This is a genomic window from Clostridium sp. CMCC3677 (genome assembly GCF_023845585.1).
GTDB lineage: Bacteria > Bacillota > Clostridia > Clostridiales > Clostridiaceae > Clostridium > Clostridium aquiflavi.
Genome location: NZ_JAMQHS010000002.1, coordinates 392716 through 416502, shown reverse-complemented (window position 1 = coordinate 416502; position 23787 = coordinate 392716). Strand labels below are relative to the sequence as shown.

Sequence of the window (23787 nt, the reverse complement as noted above, 5' to 3'; positions counted from 1 at the left end):
CAATTGCAGATGTCTTTGAAGATGGTGAGATTGATGAAGATGAGGAAGAACTGCTGGTAGAGGCATTTAAATTATTGGTTGGGGCTTTTATATTTCCATTTGGTTCTGAAGGAACAGAGGATAATTGTGATGATTCATCTGAAAGTATGTGGGATAAAGCAAAAAGTATGTGGGATGAATCAAAAAACATGGCAATAGATTTTACAATAGGTGCTGGATATTCTATTGATGAAAATATGTCATTTGGAATGGTTATGTCTATTGCAAATAAAAGAGAAGAAGAGTTACCTGATTCTGCATCTTGCAAGGCTGGACGAATATTTGGTGATATATGGTCACTTATAGGAAGTGGACTTGAAATTGGTGGTGGTAGTGCTGAAGCAATGGGAGGCGTTGTTTTAGATAGTTCAGGAGTTGGAGCTGTAGCAGGTGTACCACTTAACATATCTGGAGTGGCAATTGCAGCAGATGGAGTTATTAATGCGGAGAGATCATTAATTAGTTTAGCTAATGATACAATGACTTTTATATCTAACAAATCTTCAAACGGTGGATCTGGTAAATCTGGGAGTGATGAGGGGGCGGGTAAATCTGGTGGAGTAGGTAATCCTGTAGAAGTTGAAGGTTTAGGAAGTACAGGAAGAACTATTCCAAATAATTTAAATGAGCAGATGGCTATGGAACAAGTTAAATCAAATCCTTTAGAAAATGCAAAAAAAGTACCCCTTAAGATGAATGACAAAAGGTGGCCAGCTTCAGAAGGATGGGCTAAAATGCAATCAATAGTTAAAAATTCTGATGGTAGTCAGACAGTAATACACTTTGATTATAATAAAGTTACAGGTGCATTTGATGATTTCAAATTTAAATAGAAAGAAGGTAGTTTTATGAATAATATTATTTTTGAAAAGGTATGGCAGGATTCAGAGCTAATTGAATTAAAAATCACTGCTAAATCTGAATTTGTTACAGCATATCAAAATTGTTATGTTCAAAATGATAATTTAGAGGAAATATCAGAAAAAATTTGCAGGTATTCTCAATTATATAATGAGGATTGCTATGTTGAGTTTGGTAAAAAGAGAGGAGATTATACGCCAGCTTTTTCTATGAAAATTATGAAGCCTAATACATCTGGTCATCTAAAAATTGAGGTTGATGTAGAAATTGATGATATAAATAATCGTTCACATAGATGCTGTTATTATGTAGAGAGTGAATTAGGTGCTATTGATAAATTAGGTGTAAAAATTAAGAAACTTATAGCTGATGATGTTGGATGTAAAGTCTTATTGTATTCTAATGAATTATAATTAATGGAGAAGATATTTCAAAAATAATATTCAGGAGGATAATTTATGATTAAATATAATAAAGATATGATAGGATGCTTACATAGCATAGAAATATCTCATAAAGATTTTTCAGATAAAATAATGAGGATATGGCCAGAATTTCTTGAGATAAAAGGGTTTGTGTTACTAAAAAAATGTAACGACATTGTTAAAAAACTAGATGAAAAAAAAATATTATCGGCTTATTATGATAGAACAGGATTTGAAGCGAGTTACAATGAATTTCGAATAGAAGATTATTTTGATTGGTGTATAGGAAAACCTATGGAGGGTCTTGCATTGGCTGTTAAGTTATCTGAAATTTGGGAATATAAGTTGAAATCAGAATTCCCAAGTTATAAGTTCCATATAATCATAGGATTTGATGGTAATTTTACAACTATTCGATTTCACAAGCTTAGAGATGATGAAAGTAACTGGATAGCAGTAGATAATTTAGATGATTTTAAGGGGCAATCTATTGCTGTTAGAATTATTGAGTAGAATATAAATATATAACAATAAACTATTTAATATATTTAAGAGCAAGAGGGTATATATAATCTTATGTGGGGCAGTTGATATATTTAATAGGTTTAATAATTAATTAATTTATTTAAGAGTAAAAGTTATAAAAAAGTAGTTTGTTTAATAATTTCAGCATTATGTATATATGGCATTAGTTATAAATTTACAAAACATAGTTAATCTTATAGGTGCTATAAGGATTTAGATTATGTTATTAATGATGCTTATTGTAAAGATGTAGAAGAATTAAAGTATATATCATGGAAAGATGGTATTATAAACAACATATATAGAAACTATAGATTTTAAATTTCAAGTGGAAAGAAATATAGTAGAAAAAATAAAGATAATACAAATAATAAACTGTATTATCTTTATTTAATTTTGAAGGTAATTGTTCTGAAATTTATTTTAAGCAGAAAGAATTATATGTTAGAGAGTATAAAGCGTATAGGAATAAAGAGGAAATAGACTAACAAAGATTAGCAATGATATAGCAGAAAAATATGTTTATAATGTAAAAAATCAATTAAAAGAAATAAGTACAAATAATACAAAAACTCACTTTACTTATGACAATCAAGGAAATATAATAAAAGAAGAAACAAAAGATGGAAATAATATCTTTGAATATAATACCTTAAATCAACAAACAAAAGCTATAACTAAAGGCGGAAACACTTTAGTTAACAGGTATGATACAGAAGGTTTAAGATGCGAGATAGAAGAAAATGAGAAATTAAGTAGATTTATTTTCAATAAAAATGGAGATATATTAGTTGAAACGGATTCTGATAATAATGTAATTTCTAGATTTACTAGGGGATATGAAGTTGTCGCAGCTGATATTGGATATTATTTTAAGGAAACTCACTGCTCACATACGTTTGCAGGAGTAAGTTCGAGTAACCAAATTATAAATTTGGACTCTCACTTAAACAGCTCGATAAATTACAGTTTGCCTAGGTATTATTATTCTGTTGATGAGCAGGGTAGTACTGATTTTATAACAGATGATTCTGGAAATGTTAAGAATGAATACTACTATGATGCTTTTGGTAATGTACTTGATTTAAGAGAAGAAATTCATAATAGAATAACTTATACAGGTCAACAATTTGATGGAATAACTCAGCAATATTATTTAAGAGCTAGATTCTATAATCCGGTTATAGGCAGATTCACACAAGAAGATGTATATAGAGGCGATGGACTGAATCTGTATGCTTATTGTGGAAATAATCCTGTGGGGTACTATGATCCTAGTGGGTATTCTTGTGAGACTAAAGCGAGTGCTTTTGGAGAAATGTCTTATGAGGATGGAAAAAGATATAAAGAGCATTGGGAAAGTTTAAGTAATGGTAACGTAGATTATGAAACAAAAATAAGAAATTATAGGGGAATTGATATTAGTGGAATTGATTCTAAATATTTAGGTGATCCAAATTATATTGTAGAAATGCCATATGTAGGCAAGAATAAGAACAATAGTAATTCTCAAGGGTGGAAGAGAGATTCTAAATTCTTCTTCAAACAACTACAAGCGCAACAACCTGAAATTTTCAGTAAAGAAAATTTAAAGAGAATAAACAGTGGTAAAAGTCCTAAAGTAGATAAACAATTTATAAAGTATTTTCCTCAATATTCTGATAATAATAAAGAAATAATTAGGCATCATCATATAGGAGGAGGTAGTCAAGCTATGCCAATACCGGATAGTTTGCATCCAGGATATGGAGGTGTTCATAATATAGAGAAGGAATTTGGAATTTTAGTAGAAAACACATTAGATGAACTGTTAGCTAATGAAGCAGAAATAATAAAAAATAATACAGTTAGAACTAGAAATTGGAATAAAATTAAATAGAAGGAGTATAAAATGAAATGAGTGTAAAAAAAGCATTAGATAAATATTTTGAAAAAATGATAAAAGGATATAGCAAAACAAAACAAGGATTACCAATGACACCTAAAGAAGGTATAGATAACATAGGAATATATGTAGGTAAATCTAATGAGGATGATTGGTGTAAGTGGAAACCCATAAAGAAAAATAAAATAAATAGTTTTGAGCATATAGAGAAAATTTTGTGTGTTAATATAAATAATGATATTAAAGAGTATTTTAATTCATATTGGTTTTTGGAGTTAGAAGGGAAATTTAAGAAAAAAGATATAACTCTTGAAGTTGTAGTACCAGAAAGAGAATTAGAAATGTTCCAAAACAAGTTAATAGGGTATAAAGAAGCTCATAACAATGAATTAAAATATATACCTATAGGTATGGAAGAAGAACATGGATACTTAATTGTTATGGAAAATAGTACAGGAAAAATAAAAATTGAAAATCATGATAAAGGTACATTTAGAACAATTGCTAACAATTTAGAAGAATTACTTACTATTTTAGAACCATCAATAATTGATTTAGATTAGTAATAAATAATTTTTTGTGATTAATATCCCTCATTTTAGTATTAATTAAGATGAGGGATTTATAATTGTTAGAATTTCTATAAAAGTGAAAATATAAATCCAAAGTATAAATGATAAGATAAGAATGATAATGTAATTTCTAGGTTTATTAGGGGTTATGAAATTGTTGCAGCAGATATTGGAGAGTATTCTAATGAAACTCACTGCTCACATACGTTTGCAGGAGTAAGTTCGAGTAACCAAATTATAAATTTGGACTCTCACTTAAACAGCTCAATAAATTACAGTTTGTCACGACATTATTATTCTGTTGATGAGCAGGGAAGCACTGATTTTATAACAGATGATTCTGGAAATATTAAGAATGAATATTATTATGATGCTTTTGGTAATGTACTTGATTCAAAAGAAGAAATTCATAATAGAATAACTTATACTGGCCAACAATTTGATGGAATAACTCAACAATACTATTTGAAAGCTAGATATTATAATCCTGTTCTAGGTAGTTTTATCCAAGAAGATGTATATAGAGGCGATGGACTAAATCTTTATGCTTATTGTCAAAATAATCCTGTTGGATATTGGAATCTAAGTGGATATGCAATGTGTCCACTGGATAATTGGTTTTATGTCAATATTTAGGACACTGAAAGTCAAACTTTAATCCTACAATTCTTGCTAAAACTATAATTAATAAGATATAATAGATATATGGACTTAAAGAAAGTGTGGTGAGTAATTTGCCTAAAAAACATGATTATGATGCAGCTTGGAAGACAATACTTGAAGCCTTCGAAGTAGAAGTAGTAGAAGTTTTATTTCCAGAAATATTTGATGAAATAGCATGGGAAAAGGGAACAGAAAGTTTAGATTTAGAGCTTGCAGAAATCCAAAGAGAAATATTTGATAAAGATAGTGCAGAAAAGATAATTTCAGATAAAATAATAAAGGTAAGATTAAAAGATAATAATAGCAAAATACTATTCATTCATGTTGAAGTTCAAAGCTATAGTAGCGATGAAGATGTCTTTGGAGAGAGAATGTTTAGATATTTCTATAGAATATGGGATAAATTTAGATATAAAAATAAAGATAAAAGTGAAGTTATAGCAGCAGCTATATATACTTATAAAGGCGAACGTGGAAAAGACACAAGATATGTGTATAGAGTTCCAAAGCTTGATGAGGAAATACTTGTATATAACTTTAGAACAATAGATATTGAAAAAATAGAATTAGAAAATATAAGTTATGATAATCCTTTAAAATTAGTATTTAAGATGGCGAAAACGCTTCTTGAAATAAAACCAAAAGATGAGGATGTTTATAAAGCAAAAATACAACTTGCAGAAGAGTTAGTTGAATACGATAAGATTAAAAATGAAGAACAAATAAAAGCATTAGCAGATTTTTTAGAATACTTATTTTTGATTGAAGATAAGGAATTAGAACAAAAATTTGAAGAATATAAAAGAGAAAGAGGAGGTGCTGTAAGAATGACAGTTGATCAAATAAGACAAAAGTATTATGAACAAAAAGGAAAAGAAATTGGAATTGAAGAAGGAATTCAAAAAGGAATTCAAAAAGGAATTGAAAAAGGAATTCAAGAAGGTGAATATAAAAAAGCAATAGAAGTTGCTAGGAATTTGTTGGATGTTTTAGATGATGAAACAATTGCATTAAAAACAGGCCTTAACATTGATGAAATAAAGAAACTAAGATTAAATTAAAGAATTAATAATTGAATACTAAATTGGTTTTTGAAAGCCTGTAAATAATATAATTTGAAATACTCCATTTATAAAAAATTTATAAATGGAGTATTTTTTCTGCAAAGAAATAAAGAAAAAACGGAGTATGGCAAACCAAAATATATAATTCACTTTTGTGTGGAGCATCTATCGAAGGAAAAGTTCTAGCCGTAAAAGAAGAGTTAGTAAAGATTCATTTAAATATAGACGAAAATCAAAGTGAAGAAGAAGCTTTTTGGTTTAGATCAAAAAGAAAATGAAAAATGATGAATAGGAAGGTAAATCATGAGATATAAAAGTAAAAAAGCATCTAATGAAACATCGGGGGAAATTTTAGAAAAATGGATTAAGATAATAATTTTTACATATTTATCTATGTGGGGAATTATGAATCTTTTTAGCAGAGTACTCATAAAAACAAATATGTATGGAGAGTTTTATAGAGATTTTATATTTTATTTAATAAGTATGCCAGGTATATTATTCTTTTTACTTGGGTTGATAATTAATGAATTAATTTATTTCTTTAAATGTAAAAGTTATAAAAAGGTAGCGAGTTTAATAATTATAGCATTGTGTATATGTGGTATTAGTTATAAACTTATAAAATATAGTGGATCTTATAGATGTTATAAGGATTTAGATTATGTTATTAATGATACTTATTGTGAAGATGTACAAGAATTGAATAATATTTATGAAAAAGTGATAACTGGAAAATATTCATCAACAACAATATATATAGAAACTATAGATTTTAAATTTCAAGCGGAAAGAAATATAGTAGAAAAAAGAGAGTTTAATAAGTTTAAAGCAAAATTTGATAATGTCAAGAAAGTAAGGATAAAATATTTACCTAATACCAATATCTTATTGAGTATAGAACCAGTAAAAGATGAAGGATAATTGAAGTAAAATAAAGATAATACAAATAATAAACTGTATTATCTATAGAACATACAGATGTGCTAACAGATAATCTTGATTTTGCAAAAAACGTATATTCAGTACAAGGTAGTACTAGTAAAACTATGGTAAATTCATTTAGAAGTAAAGGAAAAACAAAGTTGTCTAACATGCCCAATACTGGAAGCGGGCATACTCCACATGCATTAGATACTTGTGGGGGAGGCAGTGCTAATATGTTTTTGAATAGCTTTAGAAATAGCTATGCAAATGGAACCATGGGGAAAAGTTTGAACACTCATATAAATGATATAGTACCTGAAAAGTAGCATGTATTTGAATTAACAGTTTCAACAAAAAATTCATCAGGAAAACCAGTAAAATTACCATTAGAACAATTTTTAGAGCAAAATGGGCAGCAATTAAATAAGTCGAAGTGTAAATCGAAATAGAATGGAGTGTAGTAGCAAAATGAACATTAACATGATAAATGATTTAGTAGATTGGGCAAACGAGAAACAAGAGAAAGATTTTAAAGATTTTATATTGTTTATGAATGATATTGATGAAAGGAAATTAATAATTAATACATCTTATTTTGGTGAACATGCAAGTGGAAAAATAAAAAGATGGTCAATCCTTTATAATAGAAGATTTCCTGATTTTGATTTCGATATACAATTAGACAGTGAAGAATATTGTACAGCATTATCATGTTTAACAATGAAAAATTTTAAAAAGATTATGAATGATAAGTATGAGATTACTGACGAAGAAGGAAGAGTATTCACAATACAAAGTGAAAGAGGAGTATAAAAATGAAAAAACATATTATGAGTGTAGTAAAAATAGAAGATGAACTAGTAAGTGACTCTCAAATATATGTTGATAAAATTGGAGGCGATCCTACGCATTTACCACCAGAAGATATAGATGTAATTGGATATTTTGTGATGCAAATATATAATAATGAACGAATTTCTGGAAATAAAGATGTACTTTGCTGGCAATTTTATCAAGATGAGTTTGGGGGACCAATGGATGTAATAGACATACCGAGGGATGCTAAACTAAATACTAGTAAGCAGATAAAGAAAAGACGTTGGATTGATGAGTATTTAATTAAATATGAAGAAATTGAAGAAAATATAGTTAATGAGAAAGAGGAATATATTTCAGTAATAGGCGGAAAACCTAATGAATTTATTAAAGAGGACTGTGAAAATGAAAATGCACAGTATGTAGGTATTATTTATGATGATTTATGTCCATATGGTGATTTAGGATTAGGATATGACTATATGATTCTTGCAAAAGATTCAGAAGGAAGTTTAGTTGTAATCTAATTATTCTTGTATAAAATTTTTAGCTTATTATATATTATCAATCTTTCTATGTATGTTATATTAATTTAATAATAAAATTAATGGGTTTTTATAGTTTATAAAATTTAATACATGGATAAAAGCAGATAAAGTTAACAAAATAAAAGTTAAAAAGGTGGATAGTATTGACAAAAATAAAATTATCTACCTTTTTTGTTGTGCCAGCATGGGCATATATACCAAAAGGTTAATATTTTATTATTTTTAAGTATAAATTTTAGAGTTATATGGACTTCAATTCTTTATATTTGGGAAATAAATCAAATTAATATAAAAAGATTGAGTATAGTATATATAAAATTTATTCCATGATATTTAATAAACCTTGATTTTAAGCCATTTGGAAAAATTGCCTAATTTAGTGCACAAGTCAAGTTATTAATTATAGCATAACTTAGGACAGAAGAGGTTGGATAACAATATTAACTTAACAAAACGCAAAATAGATATTGGAGGTAATATTATGATAAAAAAAGAAGATAAAGATTTTATAAAAAGCTGTTTTAAAATATTAAAAGAAAATCATCCAGAAAAATTTAAAATAGGAAATTTATCTACAGAAACTCCACAAGAGATGATAGATAAAGATAATAATGAATGGAAGTTAATAGAATCAAATGTTTTAGAAGAGGATATGGTTAGACTAGAAAAAAAATTTAAAGTTAAGTTACCAGAACTATATAAAGCATTTATATCTTCATATTTTTACGTATTTGATAAATTAGAAGGTATAGTTGATAATTATATGGATTATGATGATTATGATATTGAAGTAGAAATTATGAATCAAACACCGGATAAGCCGCTAGATGAAATAGATAATTTATTTAATGAATTTAAAGAACTTTTAAATTTTGGGTATATTCCAATAGGCGAAGTAGATTCTTATGGAATTATGTGTTTTGATGTATTAAATGATTATAGTTTAATATGGCTCGATCATGAAGAATATTATCAATGTGAGAGTAGAGATGAGCTTGAAGAAATAGCTGTAGTGGTATTTGGGGATTTCAGAAATTTCTTGGAATGCTTTTTCTGTGGAGTAAAATATGTATGTGAAGACATTTAGAGAAAAGATAAATATTAAGAGTAAAAATTGTATTGGAGGCTGTGTTAATGAAATTAAGTAATATAAAAAATTATAGACCATCAGGATTTGTATTGCTAAATAGCATAGAATTTAATACAGATATTTTTCTTTATATATATTAAATAAACAAAAGATGGAAATAACATCTTTGAATATAATACATTAAATCAAGCAGTAAAAGCTATAACTAAAGAAGGAAACACTTTAATAAGTAGATATGCACATATAAAAATGGTGCGTAAGCAGCCACCAAAATCTTTTTTATACAGAAGGTTTAAGAACTGAAATTGAAGAAAATGAAAAATTAAGTAAATTCATTTTCAATAAAAATGGAGATATATTAGTTGAAACGGATTCTGATAATAATGTAATTTCTAGATTTACTAGAGGTTATGAAATTGTTGCAGCAGATATTGGAGAGTATTCTAATGAAACTCACTGCTCACATACGTTTGCAGGAGTAAGTTCGAGTAACCCAATTATAGATTTGGACTCTCACTTAAACAGCTCGACAAATTACAGTTTGCCTAGGTATTATTATTCTGTTGATGAGCAAGGAAGTACAGTATTTATAACTAATAGAGATCAAAAAGTTAGAAATGAATATTATTATGATGCTTTTGGAAATGTTCTTGATTCAAAAGAAGAAGTTTATAATAGAATAACTTATACAGCCAACAATTTTAATATTTATGTTTAAGAAAAGTTTTAAATAGTATATAATTATAGATATAGAACAAAGTATTAATAATATAAGATAATGGACTCTTAAAAGGGGTGAATAGATTGTCAAAGAAGCATGACTATGATGCAGCATGGAAAACAATACTTGAAGCATTTGAGGTGGAAGTTGTAGAAGTATTATTCCCTGAAATATTTGATGAAATTGCATGGGAACTTGGGACTGAAAGTTTAGATTTAGAGCTTCAAGAAATTCAAAGAGAAATTTTTGATAAAGATAGTGCAGAAAAGATAATTTCAGATAAAATAATAAAGGTAAAGCTTAAGGATAATAATAGTAAGATTTTATTTATTCATGTTGAAGTTCAAAGTTATAGTAGTGATGAAGATGTTTTCAGTGAAAGAATGTTCAGGTATTTTTATAGAATATGGGATAAATTTAGATATAAAAACAAAGATAAAAGTGAAGTTATTGCAGCAGCTATATATACATATAAGGGTGAACGTGGAAAAGACAAGAGGTATGTATATAAAGTTCCAAATATAAAAGATGAAATTTTAGTTTATAATTTTAGAACAATAGATGTTGAAAAAATAGACTTAGAAAATATAAGTGATGATAATCCACTTAAATTAGTATTTAAAATGGCCAAAACGTTACTAGAAACAAAGTCAGCAGATGAGGATATTTATAAAGCAAAAATACAACTTGCAGAAGAGTTAGTTGAATATGATAAAGTTAAAAATGAAGAACAAATAAAAGCATTAGCAGATTTTTTAGAATACTTATTTTTGATTGAAGATAAGGAATTAGAACAAAAATTTGAAGAATATAAAAGAGAAAGAGGAGGTGCTGTAAGAATGACTGTTGATCAAATAAGACAAAAATATTATGAACAAAAAGGTGAAGAAAAGGGAATCCAAAAAGGAATCCAAAAAGGAATTCAAGAAGGCGAATATAAAAAAGCAATAGAAGTTGCTAGAAATTTACTGGATGTTTTAGATGATGAGACTATATCATTAAAGACAGGCCTTAGCATTAATGAAATAAAGAAACTAAGGTTAAATCAAAATAATTAAGAATTAAAGTAACAGCGATAATCAGAAATGGTGATATTGCTGTTATTTTTTATTTGAAAAATTAAACTTATGATTAATAAATTAAGGATGAAGTCACCATATGAGTTAATGAAGATAGTAGATATAAAAACATTTTATAAATCAGGTGGGTATGAGTTAGGTTTTCATGATACAGACTATTTTTACTATGAAATAAAGAGTAGAGAAAGATACAATATAGGAGATAATATTTATTTCAAGCAAAAGGATGTATATGTTAGTGATTATAAAGCCAGCAAATATCAAGATGAAATAATTTATAAATATAAATTGCGAAGAAAAAATGGAGTATGGCAAACTAAAATATATAATTCACTTTTGTGTGGAGCATCACTTGAAAGAAAAGTTCTAGCAGTAAAAGAAGAGTTAATAAAGTTTCATTTAAATATAGACGAAAATCAAAATGAAGAAGAAGCTTTTTGGTTTAGATATGCACCACCATCAGTAAATATAATGTATGCAATGCCTAGAATTGGAGTAAGTCAAATATTAATGACTAAATGAAATACAGAAAATGGAGTTTCAATAGAAGGCGAATTCCATATAAAAGGTAACAATGTAATAAAAAATGGAAGCTGTAGAGAAACTTATGCTACTTTTGCAGAAGGGGGAGTATAAAATGGACTTTAGTATTGGAAATTTAGTAAAAAGTGTTGTAGGAGCAGTTGCAAAGGTAGCAAATGTCTGCAATATCAGGAATTTGTGGAATGTTTTCATCAGCTACTGGAACCATTGGATCGGCTCTTTCTGGAGCTATGGCTGCACTTGGAGTTGTAGATGTTGATGAAGATGGAGAATTTGATATTGATGATGCAGAGGGACATATTTTCACAGATGATCCAACACAAAATAGAGGACTACATTTTAATGACCCAGCTGGAAATCACTATGATTTTTAGGAGGTATACAATGAAAATATGGAAAGAATATGAAACAAATATTTTTAAATACTTTAAATATTTTAATGATGAATTAGATAGAAGAGGTAATAATATATTAGCAGATATGAGTGTAATTAGCTTTAATGCAAGTGGAGTAACATGAAAGGATGATAAAATTAGATTTATACTAGCATGTAGTAGTGAGATCTATTCATTAGTTAATGATAATAATATTCTAAAGAAATATAAATTTTACCTTGTAGTAAATAAAAAAATAAAAGACATAAATTCAAGAGTAGAAAATTATAAAAAAATATGGAAAGATATGAATAAAAATTGGGATATACAAGATTTTAATAAAGGACCTGAGATAAAAGTAGATATTGAAGGGAATTATTATTTCTCTAGTATTTCAGAATTTAATATAGAGAAGCTCCCTCTTGCACTTGAGATTGTTTCAATTGATTCAAAACTTAATACAATTATCATGAGCAAATGTGATGATATTTTAACAGAAAACTATATAGATAAAATGTTCCATATATTGTTCAATTGTGAGGCACAGTATTCAAATGAAATTGATTATTATGGTTTGGCTATGCAATGTTGCAATAAAGGGGATATTGTAATAAGATGGGGGACCTCGTTTGAGGAGGTAGAAGCTGCTTTAATGTATAACCATAGTATAGTAAATATATAAATATAAATGCAGTGATTTTGGTGTCTGAAAAAGCATATTAAAAGCAAAAATACAACTTGCAGAAGAGTTAGTTGAATACAATAAAGTTAAAAATGAAGAACAAATAAAAGCATTAGCTGACTTTTTAGAATATTTATTTTTAATTGAAGATAGAGAATTAAAACAAAAATTTGAAGAATATAAAAGAGAAAGAGGAGGTGCTGTAAGAATGACAGTTGATCAAATAAGACAAAAATATTATGAACAAAAAGGGGAAGAAAAAGGAATCGAAAAAGGAATCAAAAAAGGAAAAATTGAGATTGCTAAAAATTTATTGGATGTTTTAGATGATGAGACTATATCATTAAAAACAGGCCTTAACATTGATGAAATAAGAAAATTACGATTGAATTGTAATTAAAAATTAAGTATTAAATTGTGAATAACATGATACCATTTCAAATGCTTCCACTATAAAAATTATTTTTTGTAGTGGGAGCACTTTTTTATACTTCAATTACTTATAAATGAAATATTAAAAGATTATTCAGGTTACTCTTTTAATCAAAATATAGGGAGAGTATATAATTTATAATGAATAACGGGAGGGACTATTGAAGGAAAAGTTCTAGTGGTAGAGCGAGAAAAAGTAAATATTCATTTAAGTGATTTTTTAGTTTATTTTGTAAACTTAATGTAAAGAAATGTCTAATATGAACGAAAATATACTATATATAGATTATGCTTCTAAAAATGGAATTAATTATTATAGATTTAAAATGGAATAAGAATCTAAAAAATATAGGAAATAACTTAATGATAGGGTTTGTAAAAATTATTAAATAAGATGTTGAACTATAAAATAAAAATCACTTTTTAAATCCTTAATAGAAGTGATTATAATAAAAAATGTGAAGTATAACATAAGAAAACTAGAATTTGTAATAAGAAGAAGGAAAAACAGGGGGATGAATAATGGCCATTATTGGGATTGATTTAGGAACTACTAATAGTTTGGTATCTTATTTTACTGAGGATGGACCTGCTATTATACCAAATAGATTAGGAGATTTATTAACTCCATCTGTAGTAAGTATAGATGAAAATGAGCAAATTTATATTGGAAAGATTGCAAGAGAAAGACAAAGTGTTTATCCAGAGAATACTGTTTCTATTTTTAAAAGAAGTATGGGAAGTGAAAAGGTATTTAAGCTTGGCAGTAAGGAGTTCTTACCAGAGGAATTATCTTCTTTTGTACTTCGTTCTTTAAAGGAAGATGCAGAGTTTTATTTAAAGGAAGAAGTTGTCGAAGCAATTATTAGTGTACCAGCGTACTTTAATGATGCACAACGTAAAGCAACTAAAAGAGCAGGAGAACTTGCAGGATTAAAGGTTGAAAGATTAATTAATGAACCAACGGCAGCTGCTATAGCTTATGGACTTAATCAAAAGAAAGATAATACAAAATTTTTAGTATTTGATCTTGGTGGAGGCACATTTGATGTTTCTATTTTAGAATTATATAAAAATGTTATGGAAGTAAGAGCTGTAGCTGGTAATAACTATTTGGGTGGAGAAGACTTTACAGAAATAATTGAAAATATGTTCATTAATTCATATAAGCTTGATAAGAAAAATATTGATAATAAAACTTTATCTAATATAAAAAGACAATCTGAAATTACTAAATTAAGTTTTAGTAAAGAAAAAGAAGTAATAATGAAATGTAAGGTTGAAGAGGAAGTATTAGAATATAGCTTAAATTTAGATGATTATGAAAAGTCATGTCAGTTAATACTGAAAAAGCTTAGAAGACCAATTGAAAGGGCTTTAAGTGATGCATCTATAAAGATTAGAGAAATAGATAGCATTGTTCTTGTTGGAGGTGCAACAAAGTTACCTATTATAAGAAATTTTGTTGCTAAATTATTTGGAAGATTGCCTCTTGTGCATATTAATCCTGATGAAGCAGTATCTTTAGGTGCTGCTATTCAAGGTGCTATGAAATCTAGAGATAAGGCTATTAGAGAAATAGTTCTAACCGATGTGTGCCCATATACATTAGGTACAAGCATTTCTATTGAAAAAGCCAATGGAAATTATGAAAGTGGACATTTTTACCCAATAATTGAGAGAAATACTATAATTCCTGTTAGTAAGATTGATAGATTATATACCATATATGATAATCAAAAGTCTATATCAGTAAAGGTGCTTCAAGGCGAAAGTAGATTATCTAAAGATAATATTTATCTTGGAGAAATCAATGTACCAGTTCCAAAGGGAAAAGGTGGAGAACAATCTATAGATATACGTTATACATATGATATTAATGGGATATTAGAAGTGGAAGTTACAGTAGTTAGTACTGAATTTAAGAAAAGAATAATTATAAAAAATAATTCCAATTCTATGAGTGATGAAGAGGTTGAAAAAAGGTTAGAAGAACTTAAGGAACTTAAAATTCATCCAAGAGAGGAAGAAGAAAATAAACTTCTTTTATCTAGAGGTGAGAGGTTATATGAAGAAAATATAGGGGAAAAAAGAGAATATATAGCTAAACTTCTTGAAGAATTTGAAAATGTATTGGACAAACAAGATAAAAGAGAAGTTCAGAAAGTAGCAAAAGATCTTAAAGAAGTATTAGAGGACATTGATGATGAATGGTTATAGGAGGATTTTATGGACACGTGGTTAGTACTAGGAATAAAAGAAACTAAAGATAAAAATTTAATAAAAGAAGCTTATATGGAAAGATTAAGCATTTATAATCCTGAAGATGATGCTGAAGGCTTTCAAAGGTTAAGAGCAGCTTATGAAGAGGCTTTGAAGATGTCAGATGAGTGTAATATAGATGAAGATAACTCCCCAGCAGGAATATGGATTAATAAGGTTAGAAAATTATATAATGAGTTTTCTTTAAGGATTAATGAAGAATATTGGAAAAAGTTATTAGAAGAAGAGGTTTGTTTTCAGTTGGATTCAGCAGAAGAAGTTAGTGATAAGCTACTTACTTTTCTTATGGATGAATATTATATGCCAAGTAAGATATTTAAGTTATTTGATGAAAGTTTTAACTGGAGTGAAAAAGAAGAAGAACTTAAACAAAGCTATCATGAAAACTTTGTTGATTTTTTAATGTATAAAATAGACAGCAATGATGATATAAGATATGAACTTTTTAACTGCGATGAAGATAGAAATTATGATGAATTTATATATCTTTTTTATGAATTAAGATCAGCATTAAAAGAGGATAAACTAGATGAATCAAAAAAAATATTGGATAGGGTAGATGGTCTTAATATTGATCATCCAGACATGACTATATTAAAGATTAAGTATCATCTTTATACTAAAGAATTTGAAAAGGCTAAAAAATTAGGAGATAAACTAATAGAAGAATATAAAGACCAATATTCTTATTTTATATTAGCACAAGTTGAATTTTATTTAGGTGGAGAACATATACAAAAAGCTAAGGAATATTATGAAAAAGTTCTTGAGGAAGATGGAGGAAATATAGGTGCTATAAAAGGTCTTGCAGATTGCTATTTTGAATTTGGTGAATACGAAGATGCAAAGGAATATTATATAAAAGTGCTAGAGATTTATCCTTATAATGAATATATAATGACCTGTGTTCGTGATACAAATTTAAAGCTTATAGAAAAGTATAAAGAAGAAGTTAAGAGTGCAGAAGGCAATGAGTTTAAATTTAAATTAGCTTGGCTGCAATTTCAAGTATATGCTTATGAGGATACAAAAGAGACTGCTGAAAGCATAAAACCAGAAGATGATGAAAAGTGCGAGTACTATGATTTATTAGGAAGAACTTATTCTGAATTGAAGAGATATGAAGAAGCTCTTGCATTATTTGAAAAGTGGTATGAGATAAATGATGATGAGAATAATACGCCATATATTTGTGTTCAAGAGGGTAGACAACTTGAAAATTTAAATAAATTAGATGAAGGTTTAAAATGGTATAATAAAGCTTTAGAATTAAGACATAACTATGGAGAAGCTAATTTTAGAAAGTGTAGAGTGCTTAATAAATTAAATAGATATGAAGAAGCTGTATATGCATGCAATATAGCATTAGAACTTGATGCGAATAATGCACATGTGTATTTATGCAAAGGGGAAGCTCTTTATAAATTAGAAAACTTTAGAGAAGCGCTAGAAAGCTTAGAAGAGTGTATAAACATATATCCTTATTTTACAGATGCGTATAGTATTGAAATTAAAATATATTATACAGTAGGACAGTATGAAGATGCCTTAAGCTTAATAAAGCAAACTGAAGATTACGATATAACCAATAGAGAAATTCAGATATATAAAGTAAGAACATTAAGAAAATTAGAAGAATATGATGAAGCTTTTGATTTAGCTAACAAACTTTTAGAAGAAGAAGGCAACAAAGATGAGATTTACTATGAGTTATCTTTATTAAGTTCTTATGAACAAGAGTATGATAAAGCTATTTCTTATGTTAATGAGTGTATAAAAATAGACGAAGATAAATTAAGCAATTATTATTTGCGTATGAGCATATATAAGGATTTAAAACAATATGATAATGCTTTAAAAGATGCGGATATAATTATAAGCAAAGGTAATAATCAAGATGTTGCTTATGAGAGAAAAGCAATGTTATATGATGAAATGGGCTTATATAAAAAATGCATAAAGTGTTATATAGAAGCTATAAAAATAGAACCTAACTATGATGAATATTACAATAGTCTTGGACTAGCTTATGAAAAATTGGAAAAGTTTAGAGACGCTCTTAAGTGTTATGAAAAAGCTATAGAGGTAAATCCTAAACAAATGTATTCCTATTGTAATATAGCTAATTTGTATGGGAATTGGCGTGGAGATTATGAAAAGAAAATAGAGTATCTAGAGAAACAAATGGAATTTAATAGTGACTATGAATATTTTTATAATACAATAGCTGCAACTTATGCTTATGACTTAAACGATTATGAAAATGCAATAAAGTATTTTAGTAAGACAGCAGCTATAGATAAGGAAAATGATTATGCTTTTGTAAATTTAGGATATTGCTATGGCTTATTAGAAGATTATACAAAAGCTATTGAGTGCTATACAAGAGGATTAGAAATAACAGGTGGTAACGAATATATATATAATCAACTTGGAAACTTATATGAAAATGATCTGAATGATTATAATAAAGCAATTGAAAATTACAAGAATGTTATGAAGTTAAACCCTGAAGATAGAAATGGATATTCTGATATTGCAAGTTGTTATAGAAAGTTGGAGGATTATAGCGAAGCGTTAACTTATTATCAAAAGCAAATTGAAGCAACTGGTAAGACTGCTTATTTATATAATTGTATAGGTGTATTATATGAAATAAGATTTGAAGATTATGAAAAGGCAATTGAAAATTATAAAAAAGCAGTTGAACTTGATCCTGAACATAAGGATGCATATAAGAATATTGGAGATTGTTATGAAAAAGCATGGGACAATCATGAGGAAGCTATTAAATATTATAAAAAGCAAGAAAAATACTTAGATGATACAAGAAAGATTAGCCTTGAAATAGCGGATTCATATGATGAATTAGGTAAGACAGAGAGAGCTAAAAAGTATTATAAAAAGGCATTAGAGTATTATCTAGAATTAATTGAAGGTGGTGAAGAGCATGCTTGTACTTATAAAAGCGTAGCGCGTTGTTATAGTAAAATAGGTAATAATGATAAAGCTTATGAATTTTATATAAAGGCAATTAAAACAGCACCAATTAGTTGTGATTGTGATGAAAAACAATGCCATTCAGGATATTTTGGTATTGGTAAAATCTATAAGGAAAATAAAGAATATGACAAGGCTTTAGAATATTTTGATAAAGCTTTAGAAATAAAATCAGATGATGAGGAATACAAAGAAGAAAAAGATAAGGTTTTAAAATTAATTAAAAAATAATGCTTTGTTTTAAAATTTGATTGATATTTTATTATAAATAAAAATATTATTTAGGGTCAGGGCTTAGATATTTAAAAGCTAATCCTAATATTGAAACAATGGCTTATTAAATAAATTTATACAAGGGGTAAAAATAATAATGAATGATGAAACAAATATGGGAAACCATAAGTCTAATGAAGAAAATATCAGCAAAGTAGCTGATAAAAAAGTAACTAAAACAGAGGGACAAATTACAATTAATGAAAATGAGAAGACTATTGAAAGTGGACTTCAAAGTAATGAGAATGGTGAAAATTATTCAAATTCACCCAATGAACCAAGCAATGAAAATTCACATAGTGAAAATCAACAACAAAAAAAGCTTAATAAAAAAAATAAAAAACCATTAATAGCAATAACATGCATCATAGCAACTGTGGTACTGATTATTGCAATAGCAAGTTTTTCTATAGTCAATAATCCTAAAGTGAAGGTGGTAAAAGCACTTAAAGCTACTAATGATGAATTAAATTCTAGAAAAACATTTTCTGAACAAGTAACAGGAGAAAAAGATTTCTTAAATGTATATGATAAGGGATTAAATCAAGAAATGGAAATGAATATGGTATCAAGCAATATAGAGGAATTACAAGAGGCTTATGGTACAGGATTTAAATTAACGTCCGCTATAGATAATGATAATAAAAAAGCTTTAATAAGTTTATCAGCAAAATATCAAGGTCAAGACACAGGAAGCTTTAATGTTTATACAGATAATCAAAAACTTATGGTTAAATTACCATCAATATATAGTAAATGGTTTATGTTTGATTGTGAAGATATTCAAAATCAATATAATAATTCTATTTTTGGACAACAAGGAAGAATGCCTAATGATGAAATAACATTAAAAATGTTTGAAGATGATGAAATACCAACATATAATGAACTTAAAGAGGTTTTAGTTAAAGGCTATTTAAAATCTCATGAAAATGATTTATCACAAATAGCTGATAGTATTATAGTTAAAAAGTTAGATAAGTCTAAAGAGATTATGATTAATGGAGTAAATCAAAAATGTAAGGGATATGATGTGTCCATTTCTAAAAATGAAATAGATAAGTTTTTATTAAGTATTTATGATTATTTTGAAAATGATACAGAGGCAAGAAATATATTAAATAGATATTTTAAAAACTTTAATAGTATATCTACTGTGAAAAATTCAGATGAAATGCTTGATTCATTTAAGAGTTTAGAAAAGTTTATATCTTATTTAAAAAATGATTTTTCAGTAAATGATATCTCTATGAAAGTTTATGTTGATAAAAAAGGTAGAGCTGTTAAGACTGATTTTGATACAGGTATAAATATGAAAGATGATACTTTAAAAATCAATTCATCAATTGAATATAAAGGAAAAGATAATATTGGTGATGACATTGATATATCTATGCTTTTTGATAATAATGGTGTACAAGCTAATGCAGATATGAATTTAAAAACAATAAATGAAGAATCTAGCACTCAAAATGTATTTTCAGGTAAAATTACTAGTCATGGAGAAACACTAGGTATTGATTTAAATACTAAATATGATACTGAGAGTAAAAAATTAAATGGAGAATTTAAGTTTGGTGCTAATGGGGAAGAGATGACTTTTGCTTATAATGGTAAATATGATTTTAATAAAGAAAATAAGTATTTAAAATTTGATTTTGATAAAATTAATTTTAATAAAAATATAGCAAATACTAATGAGTACATTACTCTTGATTTTTCATATGGAAGAATGCCTTTAAATAAACCTATTGAAGAACCAAATGAGGAAAAGGTAGAAATATTTAAAATAGATCAAAACAAATTAGTAGAAATTTTTCTTGAAATAGAACAAAATACTGATAAATTAAAACAAACTTTAAATTTATAATTATATTAGTGTACTAGCGTTAGAAGAAAGAAGTATATAAAAAAATATATTAGATCAAAAGAAAAATGGATTTGTGTAATGCAAATCCATTTTTCTTTTTTGTTTATTCCCATAAACCACTTTTATTTACATAATATCCATTTACTTTAGTATCTACTGCCATTGAACCATTTGATTTTAGGTAGTACCAATTACCGCTAACATCTTTAAACCAGCCTGTTTTCATTGAACCATCTGTATTTAAATAATACCAATCTCCATCAGTATCTTTAAACCAGCCAGTATTCATATATCCACTATTTGATAGGTGATACCATTTATTATTATCTTGTACCCAACCTTTTTGCATTATACCTTGATTATCCATATGATACCATTTACTATCTAATGTTTTAATCCAGCCTGTTGCGACTTGTCCATTTTCAACATATAGCCAATTATCATTTATTTTATTCCAATTATTATTTTTCAAAGATTGAATTTCCATATTTGATAATATGTATTGAGTTTGATTGTTAGCTTGTATTTCAACTGAATCATCTTGAATAGTATTTATAAATATTAATTTGTTTGTTACATTATCTAAATTATAAATATACTTTTCTTTACTGTTTAATTTACTAGCATCTATTTTAATTGAATTAATGTTAGCATTTTCTGCATTATTTGTACAAGAAATATAGATATATTCCTTGTTATCTGATTTTAAGTTAGCTATAGTTCCTTTTAAATCACCACTATTAATTTCATAAATTTCGTCTAAAGAGATTTCTTTATCAACAGTATTAATTTCAGTCAATATTTTAGCTACATTTTTTACTGTACTTACTATATTTAAATTTGATGAATCACTAATATTAATTTTATTGGTATTAATATTCTTATTTTCATTTGTTATAGCTATTTTGCTTTCAGATGATCTTGAACCTGAACTATTTTTTTCACTAGAACCGTTACCTCTTGAACTACCACTTGAACCGCCAGTTGATGAAGAATCATGGTTTATTTTATTAGGTTTTATTATATCTGGAACTTTTTCTTGTAAATTATCTATTGCTGTTTGCAAATAAAGTAATGCATTATCTACATCAATTTGAGTTATATCATCTCTATCTAATATATTTTTAGCTTCATTTAATGAATCTGAGAATGTATCCCAAGTATTATTTGTATAATTACCTTTAAGCTTATCTTTATTAGCATTATATAGTTTTTGCAGATTAAATTTATTAAGTTTTATAATCTCTTGATGTTTCTCTTTTAAATTATCTATTGCTGTTTGTAAACGAGCTACTGCATTATCTACATCAATTTGAGTTATATCATCTCTATCTAATATATTTTTAGCTTCATCTAATGAATTTAAGAATACAGTCCAAGTTCCATCTGTATAATTTCCATTCAATTTATCTTTGTTATCATTATATAGTGTTTGTAAATTAAACTTATTAAGTTTTATAACATCTTGAACTTTTTCTTCTGACTTATCTGTATCAACATCTTCAGTACTACTTAATTCGTATTCTTTGGTTGAATATTTAAGATTAGTATCATTTTTGCTTTGTCCAAATTTAATATTTAGTTTATTATCTTTTATGTAAAATTGTACAGAATATGATCCGCTTGTAAAGTTAAACTCAGACCTTAAATTTTTAAAAGTTTCTATTTGTTTATCATCTATATTAATTTTTTTAATTTCAAGTTCAGATAAATAATATATATCTTTATTGTGAGCAGTTAAATTTACCATATTAGCACTTGAGGTTATATTTCTACTAAATAAAATTTTATTACTACCATTTAAATTGCATTTCCATAAGTCAGCCCCATCTAAATAGTATAATTTATCTTTAATTCTTACCGCGTTTTTTTCACTAACGCTATTTCCACTTACTATTCTAAATAAATTGTCAAAGGTTGTATCAATACAATTTCCATGTATTGTAGATGTCCATGTATGTATCTTACTCATTACACTATCTGAACAATTAAAATTTTTATACATAATTTTATTAGTTTCTGGAGTAGGGTCATCCCATGTTAAATCTGTTTGATAGTAATTTCCATCTATATTTACATAGTTCCATGCATGATCAGCATTTGTGACTATTCCAGCTTCAATACCATATTCATTTAATAAAAGCATATTAGCTTTTGAATATCCATCACAAACAGCTACTTGATTAACAAGTGCACCATATGATGTATGTGAAATATTTGGAATTGTATCTTTATCATAATTATCTTTATCATAAGTGCAGTTTTGTGTAATATAGTCGTGAGCAGCGTATTCTATTTCTAAGTTTGTTGAGCAGTTATCTAAATATTTTTGTTTAATAGCAGCTATTTTGCTATTTAGTTTTTCTCTCATTTTATCTATAACATCATTACTATATTCATAAGTCACTTGTATATCACAGGAATTTAATTCTCCAGAAGATTTAATTGTACACTTACCGAAATTTACAGAAGTTGGACTAGAATAGAAAATTTGTGGATTTTCATACATCACATCAAAGTATAAGTCGAGAATTTTATTTTGATTATTTTTTATATCATCTATATTAACAAGATCTTTTATATCAATATCAGTCTCATAATTTTCAATTCCACTTTTAATTCGTTCTTTAATTTCTTCCTTATTGCTTTCAAAAAGACTAAAATTAGAATATCTTTTTACACGTCTACTATTTTTAGGTACTTTAGATTTTAAATATTCATCTAAAGTTCGTTCACTATTTTCAATTGTTATAACTTCCTCTTCATTTTCTTCAACTATTTCATCTACTTTAGTATTTTCCACTGGAGTAATAAAAGCTGCTGCACCAGTAGTGACTTTACTTTGGTTCAAGTCTAAAGTATCTTTCTCTAATTCACTATTATAATTTTCTGTATTAATTGCATCATTAGTTTTTTCATCCTTAGCATAAGCACATGTATTAGTAATGCTTGTAGTAATTGCTATTGCTATTAAGCTTGAAATAATTTGATTTCTTTTTTTCATTTAATGTATTTCCCCTTCGTATTTGAATTGTTTCTATAATAATGTATTTTTGTTTTTTATATTTTTCTGTATATATATTTATCGAAAAATCAAAGGAACTCTTTACAAACA

Annotated in this window: 23 protein-coding genes and 2 pseudogenes; 24 read left to right on the top strand and 1 reads right to left on the bottom strand. The window is 27.0% G+C overall.

The window, feature by feature from the left end; genetic code table 11:
- From NG901_RS03850 to NG901_RS03750, 24 genes and pseudogenes are all read left to right on the top strand, one after another.
- Positions 1–872, top strand: a pseudogene (locus NG901_RS03850) (hypothetical protein); the annotation flags it as partial.
- Between the two features lie 15 nt (positions 873–887).
- Positions 888–1313 (top strand): hypothetical protein, encoded by a 426-nt coding sequence (locus NG901_RS03845; protein WP_252212420.1) that lies wholly within the window; start codon positions 888–890, stop codon positions 1311–1313.
- 45 nt (positions 1314–1358) lie between these two features.
- The gene (locus NG901_RS03840) at positions 1359–1838 is read left to right on the top strand and encodes a PM0498 family protein (protein ID WP_222648544.1); all 480 of its coding nucleotides are present in this window, start codon (positions 1359–1361) and stop codon (positions 1836–1838) included.
- 487 nt (positions 1839–2325) lie between these two features.
- Positions 2326–3135, top strand: a pseudogene (locus tag NG901_RS17300) (RHS repeat-associated core domain-containing protein); the annotation flags it as partial.
- Between the two features lie 33 nt (positions 3136–3168).
- Positions 3169–3729, top strand: a complete 561-nt coding sequence (locus tag NG901_RS17295) for a hypothetical protein (protein ID WP_502800117.1) — start codon at positions 3169–3171, stop codon at positions 3727–3729.
- A 17-nt stretch (positions 3730–3746) separates the two neighbouring features.
- The gene (locus tag NG901_RS03830) at positions 3747–4298 is read left to right on the top strand and encodes a SecY-interacting protein Syd (RefSeq protein WP_252212418.1); all 552 of its coding nucleotides are present in this window, start codon (positions 3747–3749) and stop codon (positions 4296–4298) included.
- Positions 4299–4433: 135 nt separating this feature from the next.
- Positions 4434–4943 (top strand): RHS repeat-associated core domain-containing protein, encoded by a 510-nt coding sequence (locus tag NG901_RS03825; RefSeq protein ID WP_502800116.1) that lies wholly within the window; start codon positions 4434–4436, stop codon positions 4941–4943.
- A 98-nt stretch (positions 4944–5041) separates the two neighbouring features.
- Positions 5042–6031 carry an Rpn family recombination-promoting nuclease/putative transposase gene (locus NG901_RS03820; protein ID WP_252212430.1) on the top strand — a complete coding sequence of 330 codons (990 nt, stop codon included), beginning with the start codon at positions 5042–5044 and terminating at the stop codon, positions 6029–6031.
- Between the two features lie 155 nt (positions 6032–6186).
- Entirely contained in the window at positions 6187–6312 is a 126-nt protein-coding gene (locus tag NG901_RS17100; protein WP_286674324.1) for a hypothetical protein, read from the top strand.
- Between the two features lie 25 nt (positions 6313–6337).
- Complete coding sequence (locus tag NG901_RS03815; protein ID WP_252212416.1) at positions 6338–6958, top strand: hypothetical protein; 621 nt, start codon at positions 6338–6340, stop codon at positions 6956–6958.
- Positions 6959–7017: 59 nt separating this feature from the next.
- On the top strand, positions 7018–7287 hold the full coding sequence (locus NG901_RS03810) for a hypothetical protein (protein WP_252212415.1): 270 nt from the start codon (positions 7018–7020) through the stop codon (positions 7285–7287).
- Positions 7288–7441: 154 nt separating this feature from the next.
- On the top strand, positions 7442–7774 hold the full coding sequence (locus NG901_RS03805) for a hypothetical protein (protein ID WP_252212414.1): 333 nt from the start codon (positions 7442–7444) through the stop codon (positions 7772–7774).
- Between the two features lie 2 nt (positions 7775–7776).
- Positions 7777–8304: a hypothetical protein gene (locus NG901_RS03800; RefSeq protein WP_252212413.1), complete on the top strand. Its 528-nt coding sequence runs from the start codon at positions 7777–7779 to the stop codon at positions 8302–8304.
- A 502-nt stretch (positions 8305–8806) separates the two neighbouring features.
- Positions 8807–9412: an SMI1/KNR4 family protein gene (locus NG901_RS03795; RefSeq protein ID WP_252212412.1), complete on the top strand. Its 606-nt coding sequence runs from the start codon at positions 8807–8809 to the stop codon at positions 9410–9412.
- A 544-nt stretch (positions 9413–9956) separates the two neighbouring features.
- Entirely contained in the window at positions 9957–10133 is a 177-nt protein-coding gene (locus NG901_RS03790) for a hypothetical protein (RefSeq protein ID WP_252212411.1), read from the top strand.
- A gap of 86 nt (positions 10134–10219) precedes the next feature.
- A complete protein-coding gene (locus NG901_RS03785) occupies positions 10220–11194 on the top strand; it encodes an Rpn family recombination-promoting nuclease/putative transposase (RefSeq protein ID WP_252212410.1) in 975 nt (324 codons plus the stop codon).
- Between the two features lie 69 nt (positions 11195–11263).
- Positions 11264–11737 carry a hypothetical protein gene (locus tag NG901_RS03780; protein ID WP_252212409.1) on the top strand — a complete coding sequence of 158 codons (474 nt, stop codon included), beginning with the start codon at positions 11264–11266 and terminating at the stop codon, positions 11735–11737.
- Positions 11738–11913: 176 nt separating this feature from the next.
- Positions 11914–12132 carry a hypothetical protein gene (locus tag NG901_RS03775; RefSeq protein WP_252212408.1) on the top strand — a complete coding sequence of 73 codons (219 nt, stop codon included), beginning with the start codon at positions 11914–11916 and terminating at the stop codon, positions 12130–12132.
- A gap of 10 nt (positions 12133–12142) precedes the next feature.
- Entirely contained in the window at positions 12143–12277 is a 135-nt protein-coding gene (locus tag NG901_RS17095) for a hypothetical protein (protein WP_286673956.1), read from the top strand.
- Positions 12278–12439: 162 nt separating this feature from the next.
- Positions 12440–12814: a hypothetical protein gene (locus NG901_RS03770; RefSeq protein ID WP_252212407.1), complete on the top strand. Its 375-nt coding sequence runs from the start codon at positions 12440–12442 to the stop codon at positions 12812–12814.
- A gap of 208 nt (positions 12815–13022) precedes the next feature.
- Positions 13023–13214 (top strand): hypothetical protein, encoded by a 192-nt coding sequence (locus tag NG901_RS03765; protein WP_252212406.1) that lies wholly within the window; start codon positions 13023–13025, stop codon positions 13212–13214.
- Positions 13215–13768: 554 nt separating this feature from the next.
- Complete coding sequence (locus tag NG901_RS03760) at positions 13769–15466, top strand: molecular chaperone HscC (protein WP_252212405.1); 1698 nt, start codon at positions 13769–13771, stop codon at positions 15464–15466.
- A gap of 9 nt (positions 15467–15475) precedes the next feature.
- On the top strand, positions 15476–18760 hold the full coding sequence (locus tag NG901_RS03755; RefSeq protein ID WP_252212404.1) for a tetratricopeptide repeat protein: 3285 nt from the start codon (positions 15476–15478) through the stop codon (positions 18758–18760).
- 139 nt (positions 18761–18899) lie between these two features.
- Positions 18900–20672, top strand: coding sequence for a hypothetical protein (locus NG901_RS03750; RefSeq protein ID WP_252212403.1), 1773 nt, complete (start codon positions 18900–18902; stop codon positions 20670–20672).
- A 103-nt stretch (positions 20673–20775) separates the two neighbouring features.
- Here the strand turns inward: NG901_RS03750 and NG901_RS03745 are convergent, their stop codons facing one another.
- Positions 20776–23676 (bottom strand): transglutaminase domain-containing protein, encoded by a 2901-nt coding sequence (locus NG901_RS03745; RefSeq protein WP_252212402.1) that lies wholly within the window; start codon positions 23674–23676, stop codon positions 20776–20778.
- Positions 23677–23787 lie beyond the last annotated feature (111 nt).